23 protein-coding genes and 1 pseudogene are annotated in these 22,925 nt (G+C 58.7%); 16 read left to right on the top strand and 8 right to left on the bottom strand.

The annotated features are described in order from the left end of the window. Positions 1 to 58 precede the first annotated feature (58 nt). Entirely contained in the window at positions 59 to 1,201 is a 1,143-nt protein-coding gene (locus tag ACZZ0G_RS03560; RefSeq protein ID WP_463555327.1) for an IS481 family transposase, read from the bottom strand. Between the two features lie 361 nt (positions 1,202 to 1,562). On the opposite strand from ACZZ0G_RS03560, the gene ACZZ0G_RS03555 reads away from it, so the two are divergent. From ACZZ0G_RS03555 to ACZZ0G_RS03540, 4 genes are all read left to right on the top strand, one after another. Beyond that, positions 1,563 to 2,276 carry a GntR family transcriptional regulator gene (locus ACZZ0G_RS03555; RefSeq protein WP_463395265.1) on the top strand — a complete coding sequence of 238 codons (714 nt, stop codon included), beginning with the start codon at positions 1,563 to 1,565 and terminating at the stop codon, positions 2,274 to 2,276. Then, a complete protein-coding gene (locus tag ACZZ0G_RS03550) occupies positions 2,273 to 3,271 on the top strand; it encodes an ADP-ribosylglycohydrolase family protein (RefSeq protein WP_460096584.1) in 999 nt (332 codons plus the stop codon). Before ACZZ0G_RS03555 ends, ACZZ0G_RS03550 begins: the two co-directional genes overlap by 4 nt. 214 nt (positions 3,272 to 3,485) lie before the next feature. Beyond that, positions 3,486 to 4,952: a purine-cytosine permease family protein gene (locus ACZZ0G_RS03545; RefSeq protein ID WP_463555326.1), complete on the top strand. Its 1,467-nt coding sequence runs from the start codon at positions 3,486 to 3,488 to the stop codon at positions 4,950 to 4,952. Beyond that, positions 4,945 to 5,874 carry a PfkB family carbohydrate kinase gene (locus ACZZ0G_RS03540; protein WP_463555325.1) on the top strand — a complete coding sequence of 310 codons (930 nt, stop codon included), beginning with the start codon at positions 4,945 to 4,947 and terminating at the stop codon, positions 5,872 to 5,874. The genes ACZZ0G_RS03545 and ACZZ0G_RS03540 overlap by 8 nt, the downstream gene beginning before the upstream one ends. A gap of 143 nt (positions 5,875 to 6,017) precedes the next feature. Here ACZZ0G_RS03540 and ACZZ0G_RS03535 read toward each other — a convergent pair whose 3' ends face one another. The 5 genes and pseudogenes from ACZZ0G_RS03535 to ACZZ0G_RS03515 form a co-directional block, all read right to left on the bottom strand. Beyond that, entirely contained in the window at positions 6,018 to 6,398 is a 381-nt protein-coding gene (locus ACZZ0G_RS03535) for a Rho termination factor N-terminal domain-containing protein (protein ID WP_463555324.1), read from the bottom strand. A 63-nt stretch (positions 6,399 to 6,461) separates the two neighbouring features. Beyond that, positions 6,462 to 6,719: a hypothetical protein gene (locus ACZZ0G_RS03530; protein ID WP_463555323.1), complete on the bottom strand. Its 258-nt coding sequence runs from the start codon at positions 6,717 to 6,719 to the stop codon at positions 6,462 to 6,464. A 44-nt stretch (positions 6,720 to 6,763) separates the two neighbouring features. Beyond that, on the bottom strand, positions 6,764 to 7,105 hold the full coding sequence (locus ACZZ0G_RS03525) for a hypothetical protein (protein ID WP_150651132.1): 342 nt from the start codon (positions 7,103 to 7,105) through the stop codon (positions 6,764 to 6,766). Between the two features lie 25 nt (positions 7,106 to 7,130). Then, a pseudogene (locus ACZZ0G_RS03520) lies at positions 7,131 to 8,383 on the bottom strand (MFS transporter). A gap of 109 nt (positions 8,384 to 8,492) precedes the next feature. After that, complete coding sequence (locus tag ACZZ0G_RS03515) at positions 8,493 to 9,146, bottom strand: HD domain-containing protein (protein WP_463555322.1); 654 nt, start codon at positions 9,144 to 9,146, stop codon at positions 8,493 to 8,495. A 225-nt stretch (positions 9,147 to 9,371) separates the two neighbouring features. Here ACZZ0G_RS03515 and ACZZ0G_RS03510 point away from each other — a divergent pair, with 225 nt between their 5' ends. From ACZZ0G_RS03510 to ACZZ0G_RS03460, 11 genes are all read left to right on the top strand, one after another. Further along, on the top strand, positions 9,372 to 9,851 hold the full coding sequence (locus tag ACZZ0G_RS03510) for an N-acetyltransferase family protein (protein WP_463555321.1): 480 nt from the start codon (positions 9,372 to 9,374) through the stop codon (positions 9,849 to 9,851). Between the two features lie 159 nt (positions 9,852 to 10,010). Next, entirely contained in the window at positions 10,011 to 10,673 is a 663-nt protein-coding gene (locus ACZZ0G_RS03505) for a hypothetical protein (RefSeq protein ID WP_463555320.1), read from the top strand. Next, complete coding sequence (locus tag ACZZ0G_RS03500) at positions 10,670 to 11,164, top strand: PAAR domain-containing protein (protein WP_463555319.1); 495 nt, start codon at positions 10,670 to 10,672, stop codon at positions 11,162 to 11,164. Before ACZZ0G_RS03505 ends, ACZZ0G_RS03500 begins: the two co-directional genes overlap by 4 nt. Before the next feature lie 5 nt (positions 11,165 to 11,169). Next, a complete protein-coding gene (locus ACZZ0G_RS03495; protein WP_463555318.1) occupies positions 11,170 to 11,895 on the top strand; it encodes an alpha/beta hydrolase in 726 nt (241 codons plus the stop codon). Further along, positions 11,892 to 12,395, top strand: coding sequence for a hypothetical protein (locus ACZZ0G_RS03490; RefSeq protein ID WP_463555317.1), 504 nt, complete (start codon positions 11,892 to 11,894; stop codon positions 12,393 to 12,395). Before ACZZ0G_RS03495 ends, ACZZ0G_RS03490 begins: the two co-directional genes overlap by 4 nt. Positions 12,396 to 12,425: 30 nt before the next feature. Further along, the gene (locus ACZZ0G_RS03485) at positions 12,426 to 13,427 is read left to right on the top strand and encodes a hypothetical protein (protein WP_463555316.1); all 1,002 of its coding nucleotides are present in this window, start codon (positions 12,426 to 12,428) and stop codon (positions 13,425 to 13,427) included. Between the two features lie 103 nt (positions 13,428 to 13,530). Continuing rightward, positions 13,531 to 14,520 carry a 2-dehydro-3-deoxygalactonokinase gene (locus ACZZ0G_RS03480; protein WP_463555315.1) on the top strand — a complete coding sequence of 330 codons (990 nt, stop codon included), beginning with the start codon at positions 13,531 to 13,533 and terminating at the stop codon, positions 14,518 to 14,520. A 19-nt stretch (positions 14,521 to 14,539) separates the two neighbouring features. Continuing rightward, a complete protein-coding gene (locus tag ACZZ0G_RS03475; protein ID WP_212621317.1) occupies positions 14,540 to 15,160 on the top strand; it encodes a 2-dehydro-3-deoxy-6-phosphogalactonate aldolase in 621 nt (206 codons plus the stop codon). A 46-nt stretch (positions 15,161 to 15,206) separates the two neighbouring features. Then, entirely contained in the window at positions 15,207 to 16,355 is a 1,149-nt protein-coding gene (dgoD, locus tag ACZZ0G_RS03470; protein WP_008085519.1) for a galactonate dehydratase, read from the top strand. 174 nt (positions 16,356 to 16,529) lie between these two features. Beyond that, positions 16,530 to 17,840 (top strand): MFS transporter, encoded by a 1,311-nt coding sequence (locus ACZZ0G_RS03465; RefSeq protein ID WP_158960047.1) that lies wholly within the window; start codon positions 16,530 to 16,532, stop codon positions 17,838 to 17,840. A 61-nt stretch (positions 17,841 to 17,901) separates the two neighbouring features. Further along, positions 17,902 to 18,705, top strand: a complete 804-nt coding sequence (locus tag ACZZ0G_RS03460; protein ID WP_008085521.1) for an IclR family transcriptional regulator — start codon at positions 17,902 to 17,904, stop codon at positions 18,703 to 18,705. Here ACZZ0G_RS03460 and ACZZ0G_RS03455 read toward each other — a convergent pair. After that, entirely contained in the window at positions 18,702 to 19,754 is a 1,053-nt protein-coding gene (locus ACZZ0G_RS03455) for an NAD(P)-dependent alcohol dehydrogenase (protein WP_463555314.1), read from the bottom strand. The two genes, ACZZ0G_RS03460 and ACZZ0G_RS03455, sit on opposite strands and share 4 nt — an antisense overlap. A 191-nt stretch (positions 19,755 to 19,945) precedes the next feature. Between ACZZ0G_RS03455 and ACZZ0G_RS03450 the strand changes: the two genes are divergently transcribed. Then, positions 19,946 to 20,836 (top strand): AraC family transcriptional regulator, encoded by an 891-nt coding sequence (locus tag ACZZ0G_RS03450; RefSeq protein WP_093435363.1) that lies wholly within the window; start codon positions 19,946 to 19,948, stop codon positions 20,834 to 20,836. Positions 20,837 to 21,020: 184 nt separating this feature from the next. Here ACZZ0G_RS03450 and ACZZ0G_RS03445 read toward each other — a convergent pair whose 3' ends face one another. After that, the gene (locus ACZZ0G_RS03445) at positions 21,021 to 22,685 is read right to left on the bottom strand and encodes an electron transfer flavoprotein-ubiquinone oxidoreductase (RefSeq protein WP_150648311.1); all 1,665 of its coding nucleotides are present in this window, start codon (positions 22,683 to 22,685) and stop codon (positions 21,021 to 21,023) included. Positions 22,686 to 22,925: the final 240 nt, after the last annotated feature.

The following is a 22,925-nucleotide window of genomic DNA, read 5'->3' as shown; positions in this document are numbered from 1 at the left end:
TCTCCCTGTATGTACCGGAGACATGGTGGACACATGTTCGGAGACATGGTGGACGGTTTTAGATCTTCTTACCTGCCGTCACGATCTGCAAGTTCAAGTCGATTCGGGCGATACGATGTCTACTCCAGTAGACATCGTGGATGCCGTCCTCCGTCGTTTCCCTGATAGCCACTGACCTCCCGTGAAACGCCTTTCCGACGGTGTATTCACGGTTGCGCCAGTAGATCTCGCCTTTCACCTGAACCTTTCTGACCACATCCCCATCGTCGTATTCAGGCGCCGTCGGTTGCTCCTGATATTCCCGCGGGCTGCTGCTGTAGCGAGTTGCAGGAACCTGCATGCCCAGTGCTTGATGTGGGCGCTTCTGGTTGTAAATCTCACGCCAGATATCAAACGCCCGTTGCGCATCGTCCAGATCGATGAAGAGCTGGCCTTGCAGGACTTCCCTTTTCAGGCTGCGGTGGAAGCGCTCCAGCTTTCCCTGGGTTTGCGGGTGATAAGGTCGGGAGTGGCCGACCTTGATGCCCTGGCTCATCAGCCAGACCTCCAATGCGGTATAAACGCCTGTCTGATCACCCCAAGGCGAACCGTTGTCCATCGTCATGCGTAAAGGCAGGCCGAAGCGCCGAAAGGTCCGGATTTGATGGTCCTGAACGGTTTGGCGCTGCTCATTGATGCATGCCGCGATGCACAGCGAAAACCGTGAATGATCGTCCAATATCGTCAACGGATGGCAACGCCCCTGAGCCAGGCTGATATGCCCCTTGAAGTCCATCTGCCAAAGATCGTTGGGCGCTTCATGCTCGAACCGGATAAACGGTTTGATCTCAGCGGCCTTTGGATCAACGCGCGAATGACGCTGTAAAACCGCATGCACAGTACTGACGGAAGGCATCACTGCGCCTTCGTCTTCTAACACGCGCTTGAGCTTGCGAGCGCCCCAAGCCGCGTACTCCTGACTCACGGTCAGAATCTGCTGCTCAACCTCGTCAGCGCAGCGTTTGGGTGATGTCTTTGGTCGTCGAGACTGATCGATCAATCCCCCTGCGCCTGAGGTTTCAAACCTCTTGAGCCATTTGTAGGCAGTGCTTGGGCTGATATTGAATCGGCGGCAAAGCTGCCGAACATTGGCCCCTTCTTGCCGAGCCAAAAGCACGAATTCTGTACGAAGCTGCACGGTGGACACCTCTTCCCAAGACACAGGCCATCTCCTTCGCGATGAGCAATGCGTCTATTAAAATGTGTCCACCATGTCTCCGAACACCTGTCCACCATGTCTCCGGTACATACACTCCCGGAGGGAGAGGGGGCCGACCGAGGTGTCTTGTGTAATCCGTCGACCTGAAAGACCTAGTCGATTATGGAATCGGAAAAGCACTTTCGTGTCGATTGTGGATTCGGCGAAGCACTTTCAGGTCGGCGTACTTCCTGAGCATCCCCCATTCAGTCCCCTCTCCCTCCGGGAGAGGGCTAGGGTGAGGGTGCTTTTGACTTTCAACCTTCTGTCTCTTCCCCTAAATTTTCCTTGCTCGCCAATGCCCGTTTCGGTTATCAATTTGTACATGATTAGACAGGTACGATTTGACAAGAAACAACGGGTGGTCGACGAACTCGTCCGGCGCATCGAAAGCGGCCTCATGGAGGACGGCTTTCTGTTGCCCGGCGAGCATCAGTTGGCTCAAGAATTCAACGTCAGCCGTGGCACGTTGCGCGAAGCGCTGGCCGAACTGAAACGGCGCAATTACATCGCCACGCAAAGCGGCGTCGGCTCCATCGTCACCTTCGACGGTGTCGCCCTCGACCAACGCAGCGGTTGGGCGCAGGCGCTGGCCGACAGCGGGGCGCTGATCAACACCGAAGTGCTGCGCCTGGAAGCCGTGACCCGGCCCGATCTGCTCTCGCGTTTCGGCACGGAAAATTTCATCACCCTCGACCGTCGTCGCCGTTCCAACGATGGCACGCTGGTGTCCCTCGAACGCTCATTGATGCCGGCCAGCGGCGGCCTGGAAAGCCTGCCGCGCGTCGGTCTGATCGACAACTCCCTGACCATCACCCTGGCCGCTTACGGCTACATCGGCGAGCGCGGCGATCAATGGATCGGTGCCGAACCGCTGAATGCAGAAGACGCCCAACTGCTCGGGCGTCCGGTCGGCACCGTTTTTCTCAAAGCCCTGCGCACCACCTACGACCGCCAGAACCGTTTCATGGAGCAGGTCGAAAGCCTGCTCGACCCAGTGCATTTCCGTCTGCACCTGCAATTTGGAGAATCGAAATGACCGCGCTCAACCGTGCCCTTGGCGCTTTCTATGGCCTGGCCCTCGGCGACGCGCTGGGCATGCCGACGCAATCGCTGAACCGCGAAACCATCAAGACCCGCTTCGGCCAGATCACTGATCTGCAGGACGCCGGGCCACTGCAACCGATCGCCGCGAACATGCCCAAAGGCTCGATCACTGATGACACCGAGCAGGCGATTCTGGTCGGTGAGTTGCTGGTCGAAGGCAAGGGTCGCATCGAACCGGCGATTCTTGCGCAACGCTTGATCGAGTGGGAAGCCGAGATGCAGGCCAAGGGCTCGCAGGACTTGCTCGGGCCATCGACCAAACGCGCCATTGAAATGATCCTCGCCGGGCACTCGCCGGAAGAAGCCGGACGCTACGGCACCACCAACGGCGCGGCGATGCGTATTACGCCGGTGGGGATCGCGGCGGATGTTGCCGACCCTCAGCGATTCATCGCAGCGGTAGTGCAGGCCTGCCAGGTGACCCACAACACCACGCTGGGGATTTCCAGCGCGGCGGCGGTGGCGGCGGTGGTGTCTGCCGGCATCAATGGCATGGACCTGGGCGAGGCGTTGAACCTCGGTCAGCACATCGCTCAGCAAGCAGAAGCGCACGGTCACTGGGTCGCCGGTGGGCGCATTGCTTCACGCATCAGTTGGGCGCGCACCATCAGCGTCGATAGCGACAAGGCGTTGCTGGCGGATCTGCTCTATGACGTGATCGGCACTTCGGTGGCGTCGCAGGAGTCGGTGGTGGTTTCGTTCGCGCTGGCGCAGCAAGTCGCGGTCGGTGAGATGAGCGCGTTCGATGCGCTGTGCATGGCCGCCAGTCTTGGCGGTGACACTGATACCATCGCGGCGATTCTTGGCGCCATGCTGGGGGCCTGCCTGGGCCTTGAGAGTTGGCCGGTGCCGATGATCGACACAGTGAAAGCGGTCAATCATCTGGAGCTTGAGCCGTTGGTGCAGGGGCTGTTGGCCTTGCGCTGATTGGGCTGACGCCTTCGCGAGCAAGCTCGCTCCCACAGGGGTTATGTGAACGCCACAAATCCAGTGTGGGAGCGAGCCTGCTCGCGAAGGCCGCACTGTAAATCTTGAATATTTAACCCGCAATGGATCGCGCAGACAGGCCGAGGAAGGCCGGGATGTCTTGTCGTTTTGCATCATTGCCACAACCACAAAAAAGGCAAACAGGAGCACCTTCATGAGTTCATCAAACGCCGGGCAAAGCGCCGGGCAACTGGAAACCCGCGGCATCGAACCGGTGCCGGAAGCCGAGTGCAACGGACATCCGTTGCAACTGTTCTGGGTCTGGTTCGCCGCCAACATTTCCATTCTCGGTCTGCCATTGGGCGCCACGCTGGTGGCGTTTCGCGGGCTGGCGATCTGGCAGGCGATCATCGTTGCAATCATCGGTGCGGCCGGTTCGTTTGCGGTGGTCGGGATCATCTCGATTGCCGGTCGCCGGGGCCGCGCGCCGAGCTTGACGCTGTCGCGGGCGATCTTCGGCGTGCGCGGCAATATCGGCCCGACGCTGGTCTCGTTGATGTCGCGTCTTGGTTGGGAAACCGTTAACACCACCACCGCTGCATTCGTGCTGCTGTCGCTGTGCTCGATCCTGTTCGGCTCGCCGGTCGAAGCGAAAAGCGCACCGGTACTGACGCTGATCTTTATCGCGATTTTCGTGCTGCTGACCTTGTCGGTTTCCGGCCTCGGCCATGCGACTTTGCTGGTGATTCAGAAGTGGGCGACCTACGTGTTCGGCGCGCTGAACATTCTCGTCGGCGGCTTCCTCTGCGCGACTATCGACTGGAGCGCGGTATTCAACGCCACCCCGGCGCCGATGAGCGCGATGATCATCGGTATCGGCACCATGGCTGCCGGCACCGGCATCGGTTGGGCCAACGCTGGCGCCGACATGTCGCGCTACCAGCACCGCAGCGTCAAGGCTGTGCGTCTGGTCGCGTCTGCCGCGTTCGGTGCGGGCATTCCGCTGGTGTTGCTGATCACCCTCGGCGGCTTGCTGTCGGTGGGCAACAACGATCTCGCCTCGGCGACTGACCCGATCGTGGCGATCCGCGACATGCTGCCAACGTGGATGGCGGTGCCATACCTGATCACTGCATTCGGTGGCCTGCTGCTGTCGAACAACCTGTCGGTGTACTCCGCCGGTTTGACCACATTGACGTTGGGCCTCAAGGTCAAGCGCGTCTACGCGGTGGTGGTCGATATCGTCGCGATTTTCGCCGGCTCGATTTATTTCATGCTGATCGCCGACAGCTTCTACGGTCCGTTCATTACCTTCATTTCCCTACTGGCGGTACCGATCACTGCGTGGGTCGGGATCTTCGTCGTTGACCTGATTCACCGTCACTATTACAGCCCGACAGACCTGCTCGATGTCAGTCCGAGCAGTGCCTACTGGTATCGCGGCGGCATCGAGTGGCGCGCGTTCGGAGCGTGGGCGATTGCCATCATCCTCGGTTTCAGTTTCACCACCATCGGCACCACTGCCGAGAACGTCTGGTTCAAGGGCTTCTTGTCCGACTCGTGGCTGGGCCACAACGGCCTCGGCTGGATCGTGACCTTTGTCGTCGCCGGTGGCATTTACTTCGTCCTCGGCGGGGCGAAAGATCGCCGCGCCGCGCAAACCGAGAATGCTCATGCCTAAGATGTTGCACACCGGCCAGGTCATCATCGACCTGGTCATGGCCGTGGATAAACTGCCGCAGATTGGCGGTGATGTGCTGGCGCAGTCGGCGGGCTTCGAAGCCGGCGGCGGGTTCAACGTGATGGCGGCGGCGGTGCGAAATGGCCTGCCGGTGGTTTATCTGGGTCGGCATGGCACCGGGCGGTTCGGCGATCTGGCGCGCCAGGCCATGAACGTTGAAGGTATTCAGATCGGCATCCGAGAGCCTGCGCAACGCGACACCGGGTTGTGTGTGGCGCTGACGGATGCGTCAGCCGAGCGCAGTTTCATTTCCTATATCGGCGCTGAAGGTGAGGTGACTTTAGAGGATTTGAACAGCGTCGCGGCCGAGGCTGGCGATTACGTTTATCTCAGCGGCTACAGCCTGTTGCACGAAGGCAAGGCGCAGGCGTTGCTGGATTGGACATTGGCGTTGCCGGCGACCATCAGCGTGGTGTTCGATCCGGGCCCGCTGGTCGAGTCGCCGGATGCACCGATGATGCAGGCGCTGCTGCCGCGCATCGATGTGTGGACCAGCAACAGTGTTGAAGCGCTGCGGTTTACCGGGGCGCAGGACATTGGCGTGGCGCTGGACCGTCTCGCTGAACATCTGCCTGACGAGGTGCTGATGGTGGTGCGTGACGGGCCGCAAGGCTGCTGGATTCATCAGCGCGGTGAGCGTCTGCATGTACCCGGGTTTGCCGTGAAAGCGGTGGACAGCAACGGTGCAGGTGATGCCCATGCCGGGGTGTTTGTCGCGGGATTGGCGCAGGGGTTGTCTGCCCTGGAAGCGGCGCGCCGGGCGAATGCCGCAGCGGCATTGGCGGTGACGCGCTGGGGGCCGGCCACTTCGCCGGGGGCGGCTGAAGTGGATGCGTTTATCCGCGAGTCCATCGGCGCCTGATAGAGCGCTTTCGCGAGCAGGCTCACTCCCACAAGGGTATTTGTGATCGATATAAATCCCCTGTAGGAGCTGCCGAAGGCTGCGATCTTTTGATTTTAAAGATCAACAGATCGCAGCCTTCGGCAGCTCCTACAGGGGATGTGTCAACTGGCCTTGCGCAGCGCCTCGATCAACTCCTGCTTGCGCATCGATGATCGTCCCGGAATCTTCTTCGCCCGGGCTTCTTTCATCAGGCTATCCACTGTCTGCGTATCCTTCGAAGCCTTGCTGTTACGCGAATGTCCCTCGCGACTGGCGACGGCTCGCCGCGATGACTCTTTGCGATCCTCAGACTTGGCACTCCCCGGTTTTTTGCGCCCGGATCCGCCGGCCTTGTCGCCGCCACCCGATTGCTTGTTCACCGTCGCCCAGGCCCGTGCTTCGGCTTCATCTTTCGACACGCCTTTTTTCTCGTAGCTGTCTTCGATGTGCTCGGCCTTGCGCTTCTGCTCGGCGGTGTATTTTTCTTTGCTTCCACGAGGCATGGGAGTTCTCCTCTTGTATGCAGATCAGGCCGCTCGCCGGCTCGGCAGCGAACGGCCCCTGGACTACTGCAGATCCAGCTTGCGCGCCTCTTCAACGCCGGCCGCACTGAGCTTGATCGGCAGGTTCAGCGAATGTTCGCCAGCCTCGTTGCAGGTCACATGCCCGTGGTGAATCAGTCCACGATCCTGCAAAGCGGCGAGGGCGCTGGCCACGACCTTCTCGCCCCGGTAATTGTCCAGCACCTCTTTTCCCAGACCACTCGGATGGGCGTGCAACAGACGGGTGAGGACTTCTTTTTCCAGGTTTTTATCGACGTTCATGGTTACCTCTTCATTGGATTGAATAGGACGCTCGCGTCGGCGAACTACTGGCCGGAACCTTCGGAACCGGAACCACCGGTGGTGGTTTTAGAGCCGACGCCGGGGCCCGCGTTGTCGGGCGTGGCGGGGGCGTCGGGGGTGTTCATGCCACCCTGACGACCCGGGTCACTGCCCTGAGTGCGCGGATCGGTGCCGGTGGCGGGAGGCTGATTGATCAGGGGGACGCCGGAGCCATCGGTATTCATGCCGGGGGCACTGTTGATGGCGGGGGCGCGGGGTGGGGTCGGATCGGTAGGGCCGGTGCCCGCAGCGGTGGCGGAGGCGGCGAAAACCGCAGGGCAGAGCAGGGCGCTGAATACGAAAGCGGTCAACCTTGACGAGATCATAGGGCTTCTCCAGTGATTGGAATCCTTACCTGTCGTTGGTCTGCCCGCGGATTGGATTGGTGCCTGATGAACGACGAACGGTCTGGATTGCCTTCGCGGTTTTGACGTTGAGCCGACGCCAGAGCAGGCGGCCCAGCGTGATCAACCAGTTCGCCAATGCCACGGCCAATACCGTAAGCAGCAAAGTCGACATGCCGTGCTCAACGATGATTTTCCCGGCCAATAGCGGGAAACCAAATACACCGATGAAGTACGCAAGACTGAACAGCAGCAACGCCTGCGACGTGGTGCCGGCCGGTGCTTCGTTGGCGGCGAGGCCGTTGATCACCGAATAGGTCAGGCCATAGCCGACGCCGAGCATCACCGCCGCCAGCAGATAACTGAACCCGCTGTGCACACCGAATGCGAACAGCACAATCGAACCCAGCATCAGTCCCGACAGCAGGCACGATGCGCGTAATGGATCACGCTTGACGACATATCCTGCGATCAGCATTCGACTGCTGATCGCGGCACTCATGAAGCCGAGAAAAAACAACGAATAATCCAGCGAAAGGGCGGCGGCATAACTTGTCTGAAACTCGACAGACCACCGAATATGCAACCGCCGAGACCGACCATGATGATCGGAAACAGGGCGCGTGAACCGAGCACTTGAGTGGTCGTCTGCCAGGTGATTCCTGCAGCGGTCGTGGCTTGGGTACTTTTCAGTTTTGCGCCAAGCTGCCATAACAGCAGCACCCCGATCAGGCTTGCCAGCGCCGCCAGATAAAATGCCGAAGTCACCGGCAAACCCAGTGCACTCGCCGCACGGCCCAGCAACGGCCCGCTGCCGATGCCGGTCATCATGCTGCCGGACAGCAAGGCGAAATATCTGGCCCGCTGCGCCGACGTCACCAGACTGGCGACGATAATCGGCCCCAAGGTGTAAAAAACACCCCAGCCCAAACCCAGCAACAAACCGAAAAACAACAACAGATGACCAAACCCCGGCGTCAGCGCAAAGCCCAGACTCGCCGCCACCAGCAACAGCCCGAACAGTGCAATCGAACGCGCCGCCCCGAGCCAGTCCGACAAATGCCCGGACACCAGCACCGCGACAAACGTGCTGATCATCGCCGCCGAAATCACACTTCCCGCATCGTGCTCATTGCCACCGCGTGAACCGATCAGCAGCGACAGCAAAAACGTCGAACCGTAGGACAACGACAACAGATAACTGGCGAGGCAGAACAGGCCGAACAGCTTGCCCGATACCGGGGGTGTTGCTTGCGACATGACGCGGTTCCTTGACCGGAAAAATTCAGTGTCATCTGTTTAACACGGCGGGCCGGCGGATTAGGTCTGAGCTTGGCGAAGTCAGGATCACTGCACGCCGGAGTATTGCTCAAGCGATGCCGATCTCTTCCTTGAATTGCTCCATGAAACCCTTCAGACGCTGATGGCGGATCTGCGCCAGGCGTTGGCCGGTGACGGTCTGGAAACCGTCAGCGAGGTGCAGCAGCTTGGTATGGAAATGATCGAGGCAAAAACGCGTGTCATCGTAATCGCGCTGTTTCGCTTCGGGATCCTGCGGGTCGTACAGCGCCGAACCCATGCGCCCGGCGATGTAGAACGTGCGGGCGACGCCGAGCATGCCGAGTGAGTCGAGGCGGTCGGCGTCCTGGACGATTTTCGCTTCGAGGGTAAGTGGTGTGATGTTGGCGGAGAAACTGTGGGCTTCGATGGCGTGGGCCACGGCGGTGATTTTTTCTTCGGACCAGTTCATCTCCGCGAGCACTGCCGACGCTTTGTCCGCCGCTAATCGCGATGCCTGCGCGCGCAGTGGCGAATTCTTTTCGACGGCAACGCAATCGTGCAAGAGCACGGCGGCGAGCAATACCTCAAGATTGCCACCTTCTTCTACATGTAGCGTACGCACGTTGTGCCAGACCCGCTGCAGGTGGGCGAGGTCGTGAGCGCCGTCATCGGACGGTTCCAGAGCGTTTGGCAGCAACTCTGCTGCCAGTGCCTCCACGGGTGTAAAAAACTCGAAGTTCATAAGCGTCCTGTCAGATTGTCCAAGTCCATTGTGGGAGCGAGCTTGCTCGCGAAGGCATTCTTGCAGTTGACTGAAATGGTGACTGCAAGGACGCTTTCGCGAGCAAGCTCGCTCCCACAAGGGACGCAGTGTTGCAACATTGGCAGGGTAGTGTGTGTTTTGCCATGTGACGAGCGCCGCCCACGGCCTTAGTATGGCGCTTTCCTTTTCCGACAAGGCCCGTCCATGACGATCGAAATCCGCCCGGCGACCCCCAGCGATGCTCCGCAAATCCTCGCCTTCATCACTGAACTCGCCGATTTCGAAAAGGCCCGCCACGAAGTCATCGCCAGCGTCGCCGACATCGAACGCAGCCTGTTCGGCGAAGGCGCCACCGCCCACGGCCTGATCTGCCTGCGCGATGGTGTGCCGATTGGTTTTGCGGTGTTCTTCTTCAGCTATTCGACCTGGCTGGGCAGCAACTGCCTGTACCTCGAAGACCTCTACATCACTCCCGAACAACGCGGCGGCGGTGCTGGCAAAACCTTGTTGCGCCACTTAGCGAAGATCGCCTGCGACAATGATTGCGGCCGCTTCGAATGGAGCGTGCTGGACTGGAACACCCCGGCCATCGATTTCTACAAGTCCCTCGGTGCGCAACCGCAGGAAGAGTGGGTGCGCTACCGCATGGATGGCAAAGTCTTGCGTGAGTTTGCCGAGGGCTGACCACAATGATGGCAATCCAGTGCTAATTCGATTGTCGCCAACGCTCTAGTCCGGCATTCTACGCGCCATTTTTGCGCGCGCACGGACGACACCTGCAATGCCTCTGGCACAATTTCTCCACGCCTGTGGAGCCTTCGCCGCGTCAACGAGTGACCGGCGATGAGCGGACTACGGGCGTCAATGCGTCTGTATGGCCTAGTGAAAAACTCAGGCTCAAGCGACAACCCCCAGCGACAACCGGTCGATATTCTCTGCACGACGAACAGCACGGGCGGCAGCGCCATTCGTGCGTTCGTGTCACGTCTTGATGCCGAGTTGATGAAGCGCAGTGCCGGGCTCGCCGATTACCGCGTGATACCGCTGCGCACCTTCGATCCGACGGCGTTTATCGACGCCCATCAAGGCTGGCTGACGCTGCACGTCTGTTGCGGTTTCGTCGCCCCTGCCGGGCATTCGCTGCTCAAGGACGGCGGGTTGATGCCGATGGGCTGGTACGTCTATTCCGAGATCGGCCAGTGGACGGCCCAGCATCATCTCGACCTCGGCGCACAAATGGCCGAACTGCTGCAATCGACTTACGAGCGCAATCACCTGCGCAACTACAACGCTTGGCTCAACGAACTCGACGATGCGACGCCGGCCGAACTGGCCTGGCAAACCGACGAAGCCTGGCGACACCTGCAAACCGCCGCATCACCCGACAGCCGTGAGCATTGCCACGCCCTGTTCGACCCCGTCGACAACCGCTGGCGCTTCGCCGCGACCGACATCGATATTCATCAGCTGCACCCGGAACCCCTGAAGCAAGGAGCTTTGAATTGAGTGGTAAACCCGCTGCACGCGTCACCGACCCGACCGCCTGCCCACTGCCAGGGCATGGCACCAACCCGATTGTTTCCGGCTCGCCGGACGTCTTCTTCGACGGCCTCGCGGCTGCGCGCATGACCGATAAGTCGGCGTGCGGCAGCCCGATTACCGGGGCCGTTTCCGGCACCGTTTTTATCAACGGCTTGAACGCGGCCACGCTCGACAGCACCGGAGGCCACGGCAATGTCGTGGTGGGTGGCTCGGGGACGGTGATTATCGGCCAGAGTGGCGGCGGGGCAGCTTTTAGCGGATTGCTGCCGATGCCGGTGCATTTTACGGACAAGATGCAACTGGTCGATGAGTTCTCAGGAGAACCTGTCGCGAATCATCCCTACACGATCAAACGTGGAGATGGCAGCGAAGAGCACGGCGTTACGGATGCAGCAGGCTTTACACATGCCGTCAGCTCTCATCTTGCTGAAACCATCGAATTGTTTGCGGAGTGATTGAAGTGGGAGCGGATAATTCAACGCCGGATGACAGCAAAAAGAGCCTTGGGACCCATGCGTTAACGTGTCCAACAGACGAGGAAGTTAAAAAGTTCAAGTACAGGCGGCGTGCTGTAGCTTTCTTTGTCGGGGGAGCAGGCGATAAAGAAAGTTATTATGGTTTTGGACCGGAAAATAATGTCAATTATGCAAGATTGCCTTTTGATGAATCGGTAAAGAAGGCCGACTACGCTCCGGGCGTGAAGTCACATCATCTTGGATATAACGAGGTCATTGGCGAGCAAAATATACAGGCCAATGTGCTGGGGGAGTTGTGCAAAAATGATGCTGTTTATATCGTTGGGCATAGTCTCGGTGGTTGGAATGGAGCGCATTTGTCAGCTATTTTGAGTGACTTGGGATACACCGTGAAGATGTTGGTGACGCTCGATCCTGTCGGCAAAGGGGCCTTGGTGGGAAGTATCTCTAATATTTACCCGGATACACCTAGACCCAAAGCCGGGCTGTGGATAAATATCTTGGCCAAGTCGTCAGAATCCAATGTGTCCGACTGGGTTGCGGGTGTTGGTGAACAGTGGGTGTTGGAAAGTGGGCCTAACGTAAACAGCATAATGGATGTCAATCACGACAAGGCTGTGGTGATGTTTACTACCGTTTTGGCTGATGGCAAGTCTGCCTTGCATTACATGATAAATTCGCTGAATAAATACTATCGAGGCGAAATATGAGTGGTTTAAGAGTGTTTTTTCTGGTTCTCGGAGTGATGCTTGCGGGCTGTACTCTAAAACAGGATAAACCGCCCGCCAATCTTGAGTTTTCCAAGATTGAGAGAGTGGGTGAAACGGTGTTGTACGATCTTTATTTTTCGTCGGATATCAATATTCTTGGCCCCTACAAGTCATTGGTTGGCGTTAGGTTTATTTGTGCGTTGGGGGACGACTTTAATTTTGAAGTGGGTCACAGAATGAAGTGGTTTGTTAATGGCTCGGTTTCGCGAAATCGGGCAGGCTCAGATCTTGATTTCATTTCGCGGCTTACTTTTAGTGAATCCGATGCCAATGGCTCTAGTGAGACAGATTTAACGCCTATAGAGATCAAACGTATTCTGCAGTACAAGACTGAAATCCCGTGCAAGTTTATGGCCAGTGCTACGATGATGGACACTTATTTTTCCAATGTGATGTATGTGCCGGTGGTGGAAATTCTTCAGGCAGTGAGTGATCGTTGAGTTGAATGTAAAAGATGCTGTGTTTGAAGTGTGCGTTATTTGCAATATGTGTTTCTCTGGTATTTTGTATGTGTCGCTTGGGTGTTATTTGGAGTAAGTGTCTTACGCCAATTTTTAGTTATCGCGTTGTTCGTGTTTTTGGGAGCGGTAATGGCTAGGTTGGTGTTGGTTGTTTTATTTGTTTTGTGTTCCTCTTGTATGCAGTTACATGTGCCAGCACCAAGGATTGAATTTACATCAGTCGAATATGACGCGGGTCGATACAATCTGCGCTTTAGGTCCGACAGAGACTTGGTCAACTTGTACGACGCGCACGGGATAAGTGCGCAGGTCGGTACGTGGCTGATCTGTTCACTTGATGGTGATGTCGATTTTTCAATTCTGCATCACATTCGTTACACCGTTAATGGTGTCGTTGATGAAGTTCGCACCGTTGAAGGTGACCGCCGTTATGAGTTTAACGTGCAAGTCAGATTTAAGGAGGATGTTGATCAAGGTACTAGTTCTTTGTCCATCAGAAAGGAAACACTGCTTTCAATGTTGAAGGCGCAGGACTATATACCTTGCCGGACGACAACTACTGCTACGTTCTACAATGCTTACTATTCAAAGATTATGTATATCCCGACCTCTCGGGTCATAAAAGAAGTTCAGCATGAAATTACCGCGCCGGAATATGTAATTCTACCGCCAGAAGTACAGCCATTATCGTGGTTGATGTTTGAACAGATATGCATTACAGATAAACGCTATCACGGCGGGGACATTATTGTTCATGGCGGAGCGTGCAGCAGCATGCCCTACAGCGGGTTGTTGAGCTCTTTTGCACCTCTGAATGGAAAATTCCGCATTTTCGATATTCGCACCCAATATCCCAAGGAGGGTGTCAGGTACATGATCAAGCGACCGGATGGCCGCGAAGAGGAAGGCCTGAGCGACGCTCAGGGGAATACTCATGTGTTCGGCTCGGATCATTCTGAAACTTTTAAGCTGTTTCTGTTTGAGGAGGGGCTGGGATCGTTGGCGATATAGACTTAATCCCATAATATGGGATGTGAAATTACATATTGAGATTTTGCACCTGAGAGGTCTATAGTCCGTCGCACTCACTGCCAAAAACAAAACAGGTGAAGCGATGCTGGCGCAATTGATCGCGCTCGATTGGGGGACGACCTCATTACGTGCTTACAAACTCGCGGCCGATGGCGTGGTGCTGGAGCAGCGCGCGCTGTCGTCCGGGATCATGCAGTTGCCGAAGACTCCGCGAGTCATCAACGGTCGCGAATGCGCCGATGGTTTTGAACTGGCGTTCGATGAGGCGTGCGGCGACTGGCTCGATGCGCAGCCGGATCTGCCAGTGATTGCCTGCGGCATGGTCGGCAGTGCACAGGGCTGGCGTGAAGCGGCCTACTGCGAGACGCCGGCGAATGTCGCCAATCTCGGAAACTCCCTACAAACAGTTGTCAGTCTGCGCGGCACCCGCGTGCATATCGTGCCGGGTGTGATTCAGCGTTCGCGTCTGCCGAATGTGATGCGCGGCGAAGAAACCCAGGTCCTTGGCGTGCTGCAGAATCTGCCGATCGAGGCGGGCGCGGATCTGTTGATCGGCCTGCCGGGCAGTCACTCGAAATGGGTGGACGTGGTCGATGGCTGCATCACTCATTTCGACACGTTCATGACCGGCGAAGTGTTCGCCGTTCTCAGTGAGCACAGCATTCTCGGCCGGACCCTGAAGCAAGGCGCGGCGTTCGATGCTCAGGCGTTTGACCGCGGTGTGCAGATCGCGCAGTCGGCGGACGGCGAGCTCGGCGTGCTGTCGACCTTGTTCAGTGCCCGAACGCTGGGCCTGACCGGCGAACTCAGTGCCACGGCGCAAGCGGATTATCTGTCCGGCCTGATGATCGGCCATGAACTGGCAGCACTGGCTGGCGCGCAACGCCGTCGCCGTAACAATCTCAATCTTCCTTCGATCATCCTGATTGGCAACGCGCAACTCTGTGCGCGCTACAGCCGCGCGCTCGATGCCTGTGGTTTCGCCAACGTGACGCTGGCCGAGCAGGCCACCGAGCGTGGTTTGTGGCAACTGGCGCTGGCTGCCGGACTGATTGATTCCTCATCCCGTTAACCCTGACTGGAGGCCTGACATGCTCAAGCAAGCATTGGCGCAAAACGGTCTGATCGCGATCCTGCGTGGCCTGCATCCGCAGGAAGCTGCCGCTGTCGGAGAAGTCCTGTATGCGGCCGGATTTCGCGTCATCGAAGTACCGCTCAATTCCCCTTCGCCGTACGAAAGTATCCGCATCCTGCGCAAGACCTTGCCCGCTGATTGCCTGATCGGTGCCGGCACGGTGTTGACCCCGGAACAGGTCGGGTTGGTAAAGGAAGCTGGCGGCCAAGTGATTGTGATGCCGCACAGCGATGCCAAGGTGTTGCGTGCGGCAAAAGCGGCGGGGCTGTACTTATCGCCGGGTGTCGCCACGCCGACCGAAGCCTTCGCGGCGCTGGAGGAGGGCGCGGACATTCTCAAGCTGTTCCCGGCCGAGCAGATGGGCCCGGCGGTCGTCAAAGCCTGGCTTGCGGTGTTGCCGGCGGGGACGGTGCTGGCGCCGGTCGGCGGTATCACGCCGGACAACATGCAGGCGTTTATCGACGCAGGCGTAAAAGGTTTCGGTCTCGGTTCCGGCCTGTTCAAACCGGGCATGACGCCAGAACAAGTGGCGGTGAATGCCAAGGCCTACGTGGCCGCGTGGAAGGCGCTTCGTTAAGACTTTTTGGCGCTGCGTGCGCTGCATCTATAAGAGAGACAAAAAGATGAAAATCACCAAACTCACCACCTTCATCGTCCCGCCGCGCTGGTGTTTCCTCAAGGTCGAGACCGACGAAGGCGTGACCGGTTGGGGCGAACCCGTGGTCGAAGGTCGCGCGCACACCGTCGCCGCTGCCGTCGAAGAATTGTCCGACTACCTGATCGGCAAAGACCCACGCAACATCGAAGACATCTGGACGGTGCTCTATCGCGGCGGCTTCTACCGTGGCGGCGCGATCCACATGAGCGCACTGGCTGGTATCGATCAGGCGTTGTGGGACATCAAGGGCAAGGCCCTCGGTGTGTCGGTGAGTGATCTGCTCGGTGGCCAGGTGCGCGACAAGATTCGTGTGTATTCGTGGATCGGCGGCGACCGTCCGGCCGACACCGCGCGTGCGGCGAAAGAGGCGGTGAGCCGTGGTTTCACGGCGGTGAAAATGAACGGCACCGAAGAGCTGCAATTTCTCGACACCTTCGAAAAGGTTGACCTTGCGCTGGCCAACGTCGCCGCCGTGCGTGACGCGGTCGGCCCGAACGTCGGCATCGGTGTCGACTTCCATGGCCGCGTGCACAAGCCGATGGCCAAGGTGCTGATGAAGGAACTCGACCCGTACAAACTGATGTTCATCGAAGAACCGGTGTTGAGCGAAAACTACGAAGCGTTGAAAGAACTGGCGCCGTTGACCAGCACACCGATTGCCCTCGGCGAGCGACTGTTCTCGCGCTGGGACTTTAAACGCGTGTTGAGCGAAGGCTACGTTGACATCATCCAGCCGGACGCCTCCCACGCCGGCGGCATCACCGAAACCCGCAAGATCGCCAACATGGCCGAAGCCTACGACGTCGCGCTGGCGCTGCATTGCCCGTTGGGACCGATTGCGCTGGCGGCGTGTTTGCAACTGGACGCGGTTTGTTACAACGCGTTTATCCAAGAGCAAAGCCTGGGCATCCATTACAACGAGAGCAACGATTTGCTCGATTACGTGAAAGATCCACGGGTGTTTGATTACGACAAAGGTTTCGTGAAGATTCCGAACGGGCCGGGGTTGGGCATCGAGATCAACGAGGAATACGTGATCGAGCGCGCGGCAGTCGGGCATCGCTGGCGCAACCCGATCTGGCGCCATGCCGATGGCAGCTTTGCCGAGTGGTGAGTCCTGCCTGACACACCCGATGTGATCGTTCCCACGCTCTGCGTGGGAATGCCTCAATGGACGCTCTGCGTCCGCTTTTGGGACGCGGAGCGTCCCTGGCTGCATTCCCACGCGGAGCGTGGGAACGATCAGGCCTCAGGCCGACCTCAATAAACATAAAAAGAGGCTCTCCCCATGCAACCGCAAACTCTCACCGGGCAGGCGTCTTTAGTCACGCCTAGCCGCAAGCGGTTTTTCATCATGGTGTTGCTGTTTATCACCGTGGTCATCAACTATCTCGACCGCAGCAACCTGTCGATTGCCGCGCCGGCGCTGACCAGTGAGTTGGGCATCGATCCGATTCACGTTGGCCTGATCTTCTCCGCATTCGGCTGGACCTACGCCGCCATGCAGATCCCCGGCGGCTGGCTGGTTGATCGTGTGCCGCCGCGCATTCTGTACAGCGTCGCGCTGCTGCTGTGGTCGATTGCCACGGTGATGCTCGGTTTCGCCGCCAGCTTCATCGCATTGTTCGTGCTGCGCATGGCCGTCGGCGCACTGGAAGCGCCGGCGTATCCAATCAACAGTCGCGTGGTCACCACTTGGTTCCCCGAGCGTGAACGCGCCACGGCCATCGGTTTCTACACCTCCGGGCAGTTCGTCGGTCTCGCATTCCTGACCCCGGTGCTGGCCTGGCTGCAACACGAATTCGGCTGGCACATGGTGTTCGTCGCGACCGGCGCGGTGGGCATCATTTGGGCAGTGATCTGGTACGCGGTCTATCGCGAGCCACGGGATTTCAAAGGCGCCAACGAAGCCGAAATCGATTTGATCCGTGAAGGCGGTGGTCTGGTCGATATTCAGCAGGAGACGGCCAAGGTCAAAGCCAAATTCAGCTGGACCGATCTGGGTATCGTCCTGACCAAGCGCAAGTTGTGGGGCATCTATCTCGGCCAGTTCTGCCTGAACTCGACGCTGTGGTTTTTCCTCACTTGGTTCCCGACTTATCTGGTGAAGTATCGCGGCATGGACTTCATCAAGTCCGGTCTGCTGGCATCGCTGCCGTTTCTCGCCGCGTTCGTTGGCGTGTTGTGTTCGGGGTTCTTTTCCGACTTCCTGATCCGGCGCGGCTACACGGTTGGATTTGCGCGCAAGTTGCCGATCATTGGCGGGTTGCTGATTTCCACTTCGATCATCGGCGCCAATTTTGTTGAATCGACACCGCTGGTGATCGCCTTTCTGGCGTTGGCGTTCTTTGGCAATGGTCTGGCCTCGATCACCTGGTCCCTGGTGTCGACACTGGCGCCGGCGCGTTTGCTCGGGCTGACCGGCGGGGTGTTCAACTTCATCGGCAACCTGTCGGCGATTGCCACGCCGATCGTGATTGGCTTCCTCGCCAGCGGCGATTCGTTTGCGCCGGCGATCACCTATATCGCGGTGCTCGCCTTGATCGGTGCTTTGTCCTACGTGTTGCTGGTGGGCAAGGTCGAGCGTATCGAGTTGTAGTGGTCTGCATCGGGCGACCATAATGCCGCCCGTTCCCTCGCTCAACGGTAAAAGGCTGGATATGCAGGAAGACGCCCCGGAAAAAACCAAGGACGCCGCGCCCACCGGCACCCAGACGCTGTTACGTGGCTTGGGTGTGGTGCAAGCGGTGGCCAGTGGCGCCCGTGATCTGAAGGAGATTGCCCGGCTGATCGGCACCACGCGCAGTACCACCCATCGTCTGGCCAGTTGTCTGGTCGATGAACGTTACCTGCGCGTGGTGCCGCAAGTCGGTTACCTGCTCGGGCCGAAGCTGATCGAACTGGGTTTCCAGGCGCGTGAAGAGTTGCCGCTGGTGACCTTGGCCGCGCCGTATCTGGACGAGTTGTCGGCGCTGACCGGCGACACCGTGCACTTGGGCATTCGTGAAGGCGATGAAGTGCTGTATCTGCTGAAGAATCCGGGGCGCAACGGCCCGGAAATGCGCTCGCGGGTCGGCCATCGCATGCCGCTGGCGCGCACCGGTATCGGCAAGGCGTTGATGCTCGATGACTCGCCGAAAGATTGGCAGCGTCTGTACGACATCAGTCTGCCGGCGGGTGGGAAAAGTCAGTTCTGGCCGCAGCATCCCCAGCAGTCGTGGGAACAGCTGGAGCAGCGCATGACCGAATACGTCGCCGGTGGCTACGCGTTCGATCTGGAAGACAACGAACCGTCGATCCGCTGCGTGGCGGCGCCGATTCGGGATGCGAGCAAGGGCATTGTGGCGGCGATCAGTATCGCCAGCACCGTGCCGTACATGCCGCTGGAAAAAATGGCCGAGCTGATTCCCCTGATCAAAGGGGTCACAGCCCGGCTCTCGGCTGAGCTGGGTTTAAAGGTTTAAACCTTGAGCGTCGCCATGTCGATCACGAAACGGTACTTCACTTCGCCGGCGATCATGCGTGCATAAGCCTCGTTGATCTGGCGGATGTCGAGCATTTCGATGTCGCAGGTGATGTTGTGCTCGGCGCAGAAATCCAGCACTTCCTGGGTTTCGGCGACGCCACCGATCAACGAACCGGCCAGTACGCGACGGCTCATCACCAGTTTGCCGGCGTGTACCGGTGGATCGATCGGCTCGATCAGACCGACCAGAATGTGCACGCCGTCGAAACGCAGGGTGTCGAGGTACGGGTTGAGATCGTGCTGCACCGGAATGGTGTCGAGCAGGAAGTCGAAGTAACCGGCAGCGGCTTTCATCTGTTCGGCGTCGGTGGAAACGATCACATGATCGGCACCCTGACGACGACCTTCTTCAGCCTTGCTCGCCGAGCGGGTGAACAGCGTGACTTCGGCGCCCATGGCTTTGGCAAACTTGATGCCCATGTGGCCCAGACCGCCCATGCCGAGAATCCCGACCTTGTCGCCAGCCTTGACGCCGTAGTGCTTGAGCGGCGAGTAGGTGGTGATGCCGGCGCAGAGAATCGGCGCGGCGCTGGCCAGTGCCAGTCTTTCCGGGATGCGCACGACAAAGTGTTCGCTGACCACGATGCTGTCGGAATAACCGCCCATGGTGTTGCTGCCATCCACCCTATCCGGGGTGGCATAAGTCATGGTCGGGCCTTCGAGGCAGTATTGCTCAAGGTTCGACTGGCAGGCTTCGCAGGTGCGGCAGGAGTCGACCATGCAGCCAACGCCGACCAGATCGCCTACTTTGTGCTGGGTAACATTCGCACCGATCGCGGTGACTTTTCCGACGATCTCGTGGCCGGGCATCAACGGGTAAACGGCGATACCCCATTCGTTGCGCGCCTGGTGGATATCGGAGTGGCAAACGCCGCAGTAGAGGATCTCGATCGCGACGTCGTCGGCGCGCGGGCTGCGGCGTTCGAACTTCATCGGGGCGAGGGGAGTGGTGGCCGATTGGGCGGCATAACCGATGGCGGTGTACATGTGAAACCTCGCAAAAGCAGGAACAAGTGAGGCGGCGCATTCTGGGCGCCGACTGACCGGTCGGCCATGACGATTCCTCCGGGTCTCATGCCTAATCCTCCGGCATGCGGGTTTGATCGGTCGTATTGGCAAAAGGATCTGCGATGATGCTTTTATCCCTTTTTCCGCCACCTTTTCAGTGAAGAGTTTTGATGCAATTAACCCGTCATCTTGATGCCAATGCCCGGCTGGTTTCGTTGATCGAACCGCTGGCGCTGCGCGATGGTTATTCGCAGACCGGGTTGCCCGGTGTGCAGGTGTTGCGCGCCAGTTGCGACGTCGCCCGTGGCCCGCACATTTATGAGCCGAGCCTGATGATCATCGCCCAGGGCAGCAAACTGGCGTTCCTCGGGCCGCGGACAATGGAGTACGGCGCCGGGCATTACCTGATTCAGGCGCTGCCGGTGCCGTTCGAGTGCGAGACGTTTGCCTTGCCGGATGCGCCGTTGCTCGGGGTGTCGGTGGCGATTGATCGGGTGTTGCTCGGTGAGTTGGTGTTGGCCATGGGCCTTGCGCCGGGTCGGCATATCCCGGCGCAGACCCCGGAATCGATGACGTCGGTGGTGCTCGACGATGACATGCGCGGCTGCGTCGAGCGTTTGCTCAGTTGCCTGCACGATCCGCTGGAATGTCAGATTCTCGGGCCGGCGCGGGTTCGGGAGTTGTTGTTTGTCGCGTTGCGCGGGCCGCAGGCCGATGTGTTGCGCGCGTTGGTCGAGCAGCAGGGGCAGTTCGCGCGGGTGGCGGCGTCGATCAGTCATCTGCATGCGCATTACACCGAGCCGTTGAACGTTGAAACATTGGCCGGTTGCGCGAACATGAGCGTGTCGACCTTTCATGAACATTTCAAACGCAGCACGTTGTTGTCGCCGGTGCAGTATCTGAAGCGTTTGCGCTTGTTGAAGGCGCAGACGTTGCTGGTGGCGGAAGGGCTGGGTGTGGCGCAGGTGGCGCATCGGGTGGGGTATCAGAGCACGTCGCAGTTCAGCCGCGAATATAAGCGCTATTTCGAGCGAAGCCCGGGTGATGAACGCGCTGCCTGAGCCGACAAAAATCCCCTGTGGGAGCGAGCCTGCTCGCGAAGGCGGTGTATCAGTCGACCTCGACTTTATATGACGCACCGCTTTCGCGAGCAGGCTCGCTCCCACAGTTGTTTTGTGGTGTCAGAGGAATTTTGGGCAACAAAAAGGCCCCCAACTCGGGAGCCTTGATGTTCAGCGGTTCGACTTACATATTCGGATAAGTCGGGCCGCCAGCGCCTTCCGGCGTAACCCAGGTGATGTTCTGCGAAGGGTCCTTGATGTCACAGGTCTTGCAGTGCACGCAGTTCTGCGCATTGATCTGGAAGCGCTTCTCGCCGTCTTCCTTGGTGATCACTTCGTATACGCCGGCCGGGCAGTAACGCTGCGCCGGCTCGTCATACAGCGGCAGGTTCTTGCTGATCGGGATGCTCGGGTCGGTCAGCTTCAGGTGGCAAGGCTGCTCTTCTTCGTGGTTGGTACCGGAGATGAACACCGAGCTGAGCTTGTCGAAGCTGAGTTTGCCGTCCGGCTTCGGATAGTCGATCTTCTTGCAGTCCGCGGCGAGCTTGAGGCAAGCGTAATCCGGCTTGGTGTCGTGCAGGGTGAACGGCAGTTTGCCGCCGAAGATGTTCTGGTCCAGCCAGTTGAAACCGCCGCCAACGATGGCGCCGAACTTGTGGATCGCCGGGCCGAAGTTGCGGCTGGCGAACAGTTCGTCGTAGAGCCAGCTCTTCTTGAACGCATCCACATAAGTGGTCAGTTCTTCAGTGCCGTCCTTTTCCGCGAACAACGCGTCAGCCACCGATTCAGCGGCGAGCATGCCGGACTTCATCGCGGTGTGGCTGCCTTTGATCTTGGCGAAGTTCAGGGTGCCGAGGTCGCAACCGATCAACGCGCCGCCCTTGAAGACCATTTTCGGCAGCGAGTTCAGGCCACCCTTGCAGATGGCGCGAGCGCCGTAGCTGATGCGCTTGCCGCCTTCCAGGTACTGGGCCAGCACCGGGTGATGCTTGAGGCGCTGGAACTCGTCGAACGGCGACAGGTAGGTGTTGCTATAGGACAGATCGACGATCAGACCGACCACCACCTGGTTGTTTTCCAGGTGATAGAGGAACGAGCCGCCGGTGTTCTCGGTGCCCATGATGTCCAGCGGCCAACCGGCGGTGTGCACCACTAGGCCTGGCTGATGCTTGGCCGGGTCGATTTCCCAGATTTCTTTCAGGCCGATGCCGTAATGCTGGGCGTCGGCATCGCTGTCGAGATTGTAGCGCTTGATCAGTTGCTTGCCGATGTGGCCACGGCAACCTTCGGCGAACAGCGTGTACTTGCCACGCAGTTCCATGCCTGGGGTGTATAGGCCTTCCTTAGGGTTGCCTTCGCGGTCGACGCCCAGATCACCGGTGATGATCCCGCGCACCACGCCTTGCTCGTCGATCAGCGCTTCCTGAGCGGCGAAGCCCGGGTAGATTTCTACGCCGAGGTTTTCCGCCTGCTGGGCCAGCCAGCGGCACAGGTTGCCGAGGGAGATGATGTAGTTGCCTTCGTTGTGCATGGTCTTGGGCACAAAGAGGTCAGGAATCTTCTGCGCGCTGTCGGCGTTTTTCAGCACGAAAATATCGTCGCGGGTAACCGGGGTGTTCAGCGGCGCGCCGAGTTCTTTCCAGTCCGGGAACAATTCGTTCAGAGCGCGTGGTTCGAACACGGCACCGGAGAGGATGTGTGCGCCGACTTCGGAGCCTTTTTCGACCACGCAGACGCTGATTTCCTTACCGGCTTCGGCGGCCTTCTGCTTCAGACGGCAGGCGGCGGACAGGCCAGCGGGGCCGGCACCGACGATGACCACGTCGAATTCCATGTATTCGCGTTCCACAGGCTATCTCCTACTCAAGGCTCAACAGTTTTTTTTCTAATTTGGAGGTTTGATGTCGCATCCGCTATTCCTTTACGTTAACGTCAAGGGGAATATTGGAGAACAGACCTTTCTCTCTAGGCGGCGCATTATATCTACACCACTCCGAGCGTCCAATACAAACGTTTGTTTGAATCGGCTCCAGCCCAGAGAAATCAAAGAAGCGCGGCTTATGAATGGTCATTTTGCTGTATTGACCGG

Source organism: Pseudomonas sp. AC169 (genome assembly GCF_979258515.1).
The sequence above is the reverse complement of the archived record's forward strand: the minus strand, read 5'-3'. Positions and strand labels throughout refer to the sequence as shown.

What these genes read in the sequence shown, in the direction of transcription:
- ACZZ0G_RS03505 (WP_463555320.1), top strand. Translation starts at nt 10,011, where the DNA reads ATGAGCGGACTACGGGCGTCAATGCGTCTGTATGGCCTAGTGAAAAAC.
- ACZZ0G_RS03540 (WP_463555325.1), top strand. Translation starts at nt 4,945, where the DNA reads ATGCCTAAGATGTTGCACACCGGCCAGGTCATCATCGACCTGGTCATG.
- dgoD (WP_008085519.1), top strand. Translation starts at nt 15,207, where the DNA reads ATGAAAATCACCAAACTCACCACCTTCATCGTCCCGCCGCGCTGGTGT.
- ACZZ0G_RS03555 (WP_463395265.1), top strand. Translation starts at nt 1,563, where the DNA reads ATGATTAGACAGGTACGATTTGACAAGAAACAACGGGTGGTCGACGAA.
- ACZZ0G_RS03525 (WP_150651132.1), bottom strand. Translation starts at nt 7,105, where the DNA reads ATGATCTCGTCAAGGTTGACCGCTTTCGTATTCAGCGCCCTGCTCTGC.
- ACZZ0G_RS03475 (WP_212621317.1), top strand. Translation starts at nt 14,540, where the DNA reads ATGCTCAAGCAAGCATTGGCGCAAAACGGTCTGATCGCGATCCTGCGT.
- ACZZ0G_RS03480 (WP_463555315.1), top strand. Translation starts at nt 13,531, where the DNA reads ATGCTGGCGCAATTGATCGCGCTCGATTGGGGGACGACCTCATTACGT.
- ACZZ0G_RS03460 (WP_008085521.1), top strand. Translation starts at nt 17,902, where the DNA reads ATGCAGGAAGACGCCCCGGAAAAAACCAAGGACGCCGCGCCCACCGGC.
- ACZZ0G_RS03455 (WP_463555314.1), bottom strand. Translation starts at nt 19,754, where the DNA reads ATGTACACCGCCATCGGTTATGCCGCCCAATCGGCCACCACTCCCCTC.
- ACZZ0G_RS03510 (WP_463555321.1), top strand. Translation starts at nt 9,372, where the DNA reads ATGACGATCGAAATCCGCCCGGCGACCCCCAGCGATGCTCCGCAAATC.
- ACZZ0G_RS03545 (WP_463555326.1), top strand. Translation starts at nt 3,486, where the DNA reads ATGAGTTCATCAAACGCCGGGCAAAGCGCCGGGCAACTGGAAACCCGC.
- ACZZ0G_RS03530 (WP_463555323.1), bottom strand. Translation starts at nt 6,719, where the DNA reads ATGAACGTCGATAAAAACCTGGAAAAAGAAGTCCTCACCCGTCTGTTG.
- ACZZ0G_RS03450 (WP_093435363.1), top strand. Translation starts at nt 19,946, where the DNA reads ATGCAATTAACCCGTCATCTTGATGCCAATGCCCGGCTGGTTTCGTTG.
- ACZZ0G_RS03490 (WP_463555317.1), top strand. Translation starts at nt 11,892, where the DNA reads ATGAGTGGTTTAAGAGTGTTTTTTCTGGTTCTCGGAGTGATGCTTGCG.
- ACZZ0G_RS03550 (WP_460096584.1), top strand. Translation starts at nt 2,273, where the DNA reads ATGACCGCGCTCAACCGTGCCCTTGGCGCTTTCTATGGCCTGGCCCTC.
- ACZZ0G_RS03515 (WP_463555322.1), bottom strand. Translation starts at nt 9,146, where the DNA reads ATGAACTTCGAGTTTTTTACACCCGTGGAGGCACTGGCAGCAGAGTTG.
- ACZZ0G_RS03465 (WP_158960047.1), top strand. Translation starts at nt 16,530, where the DNA reads ATGCAACCGCAAACTCTCACCGGGCAGGCGTCTTTAGTCACGCCTAGC.
- ACZZ0G_RS03535 (WP_463555324.1), bottom strand. Translation starts at nt 6,398, where the DNA reads ATGCCTCGTGGAAGCAAAGAAAAATACACCGCCGAGCAGAAGCGCAAG.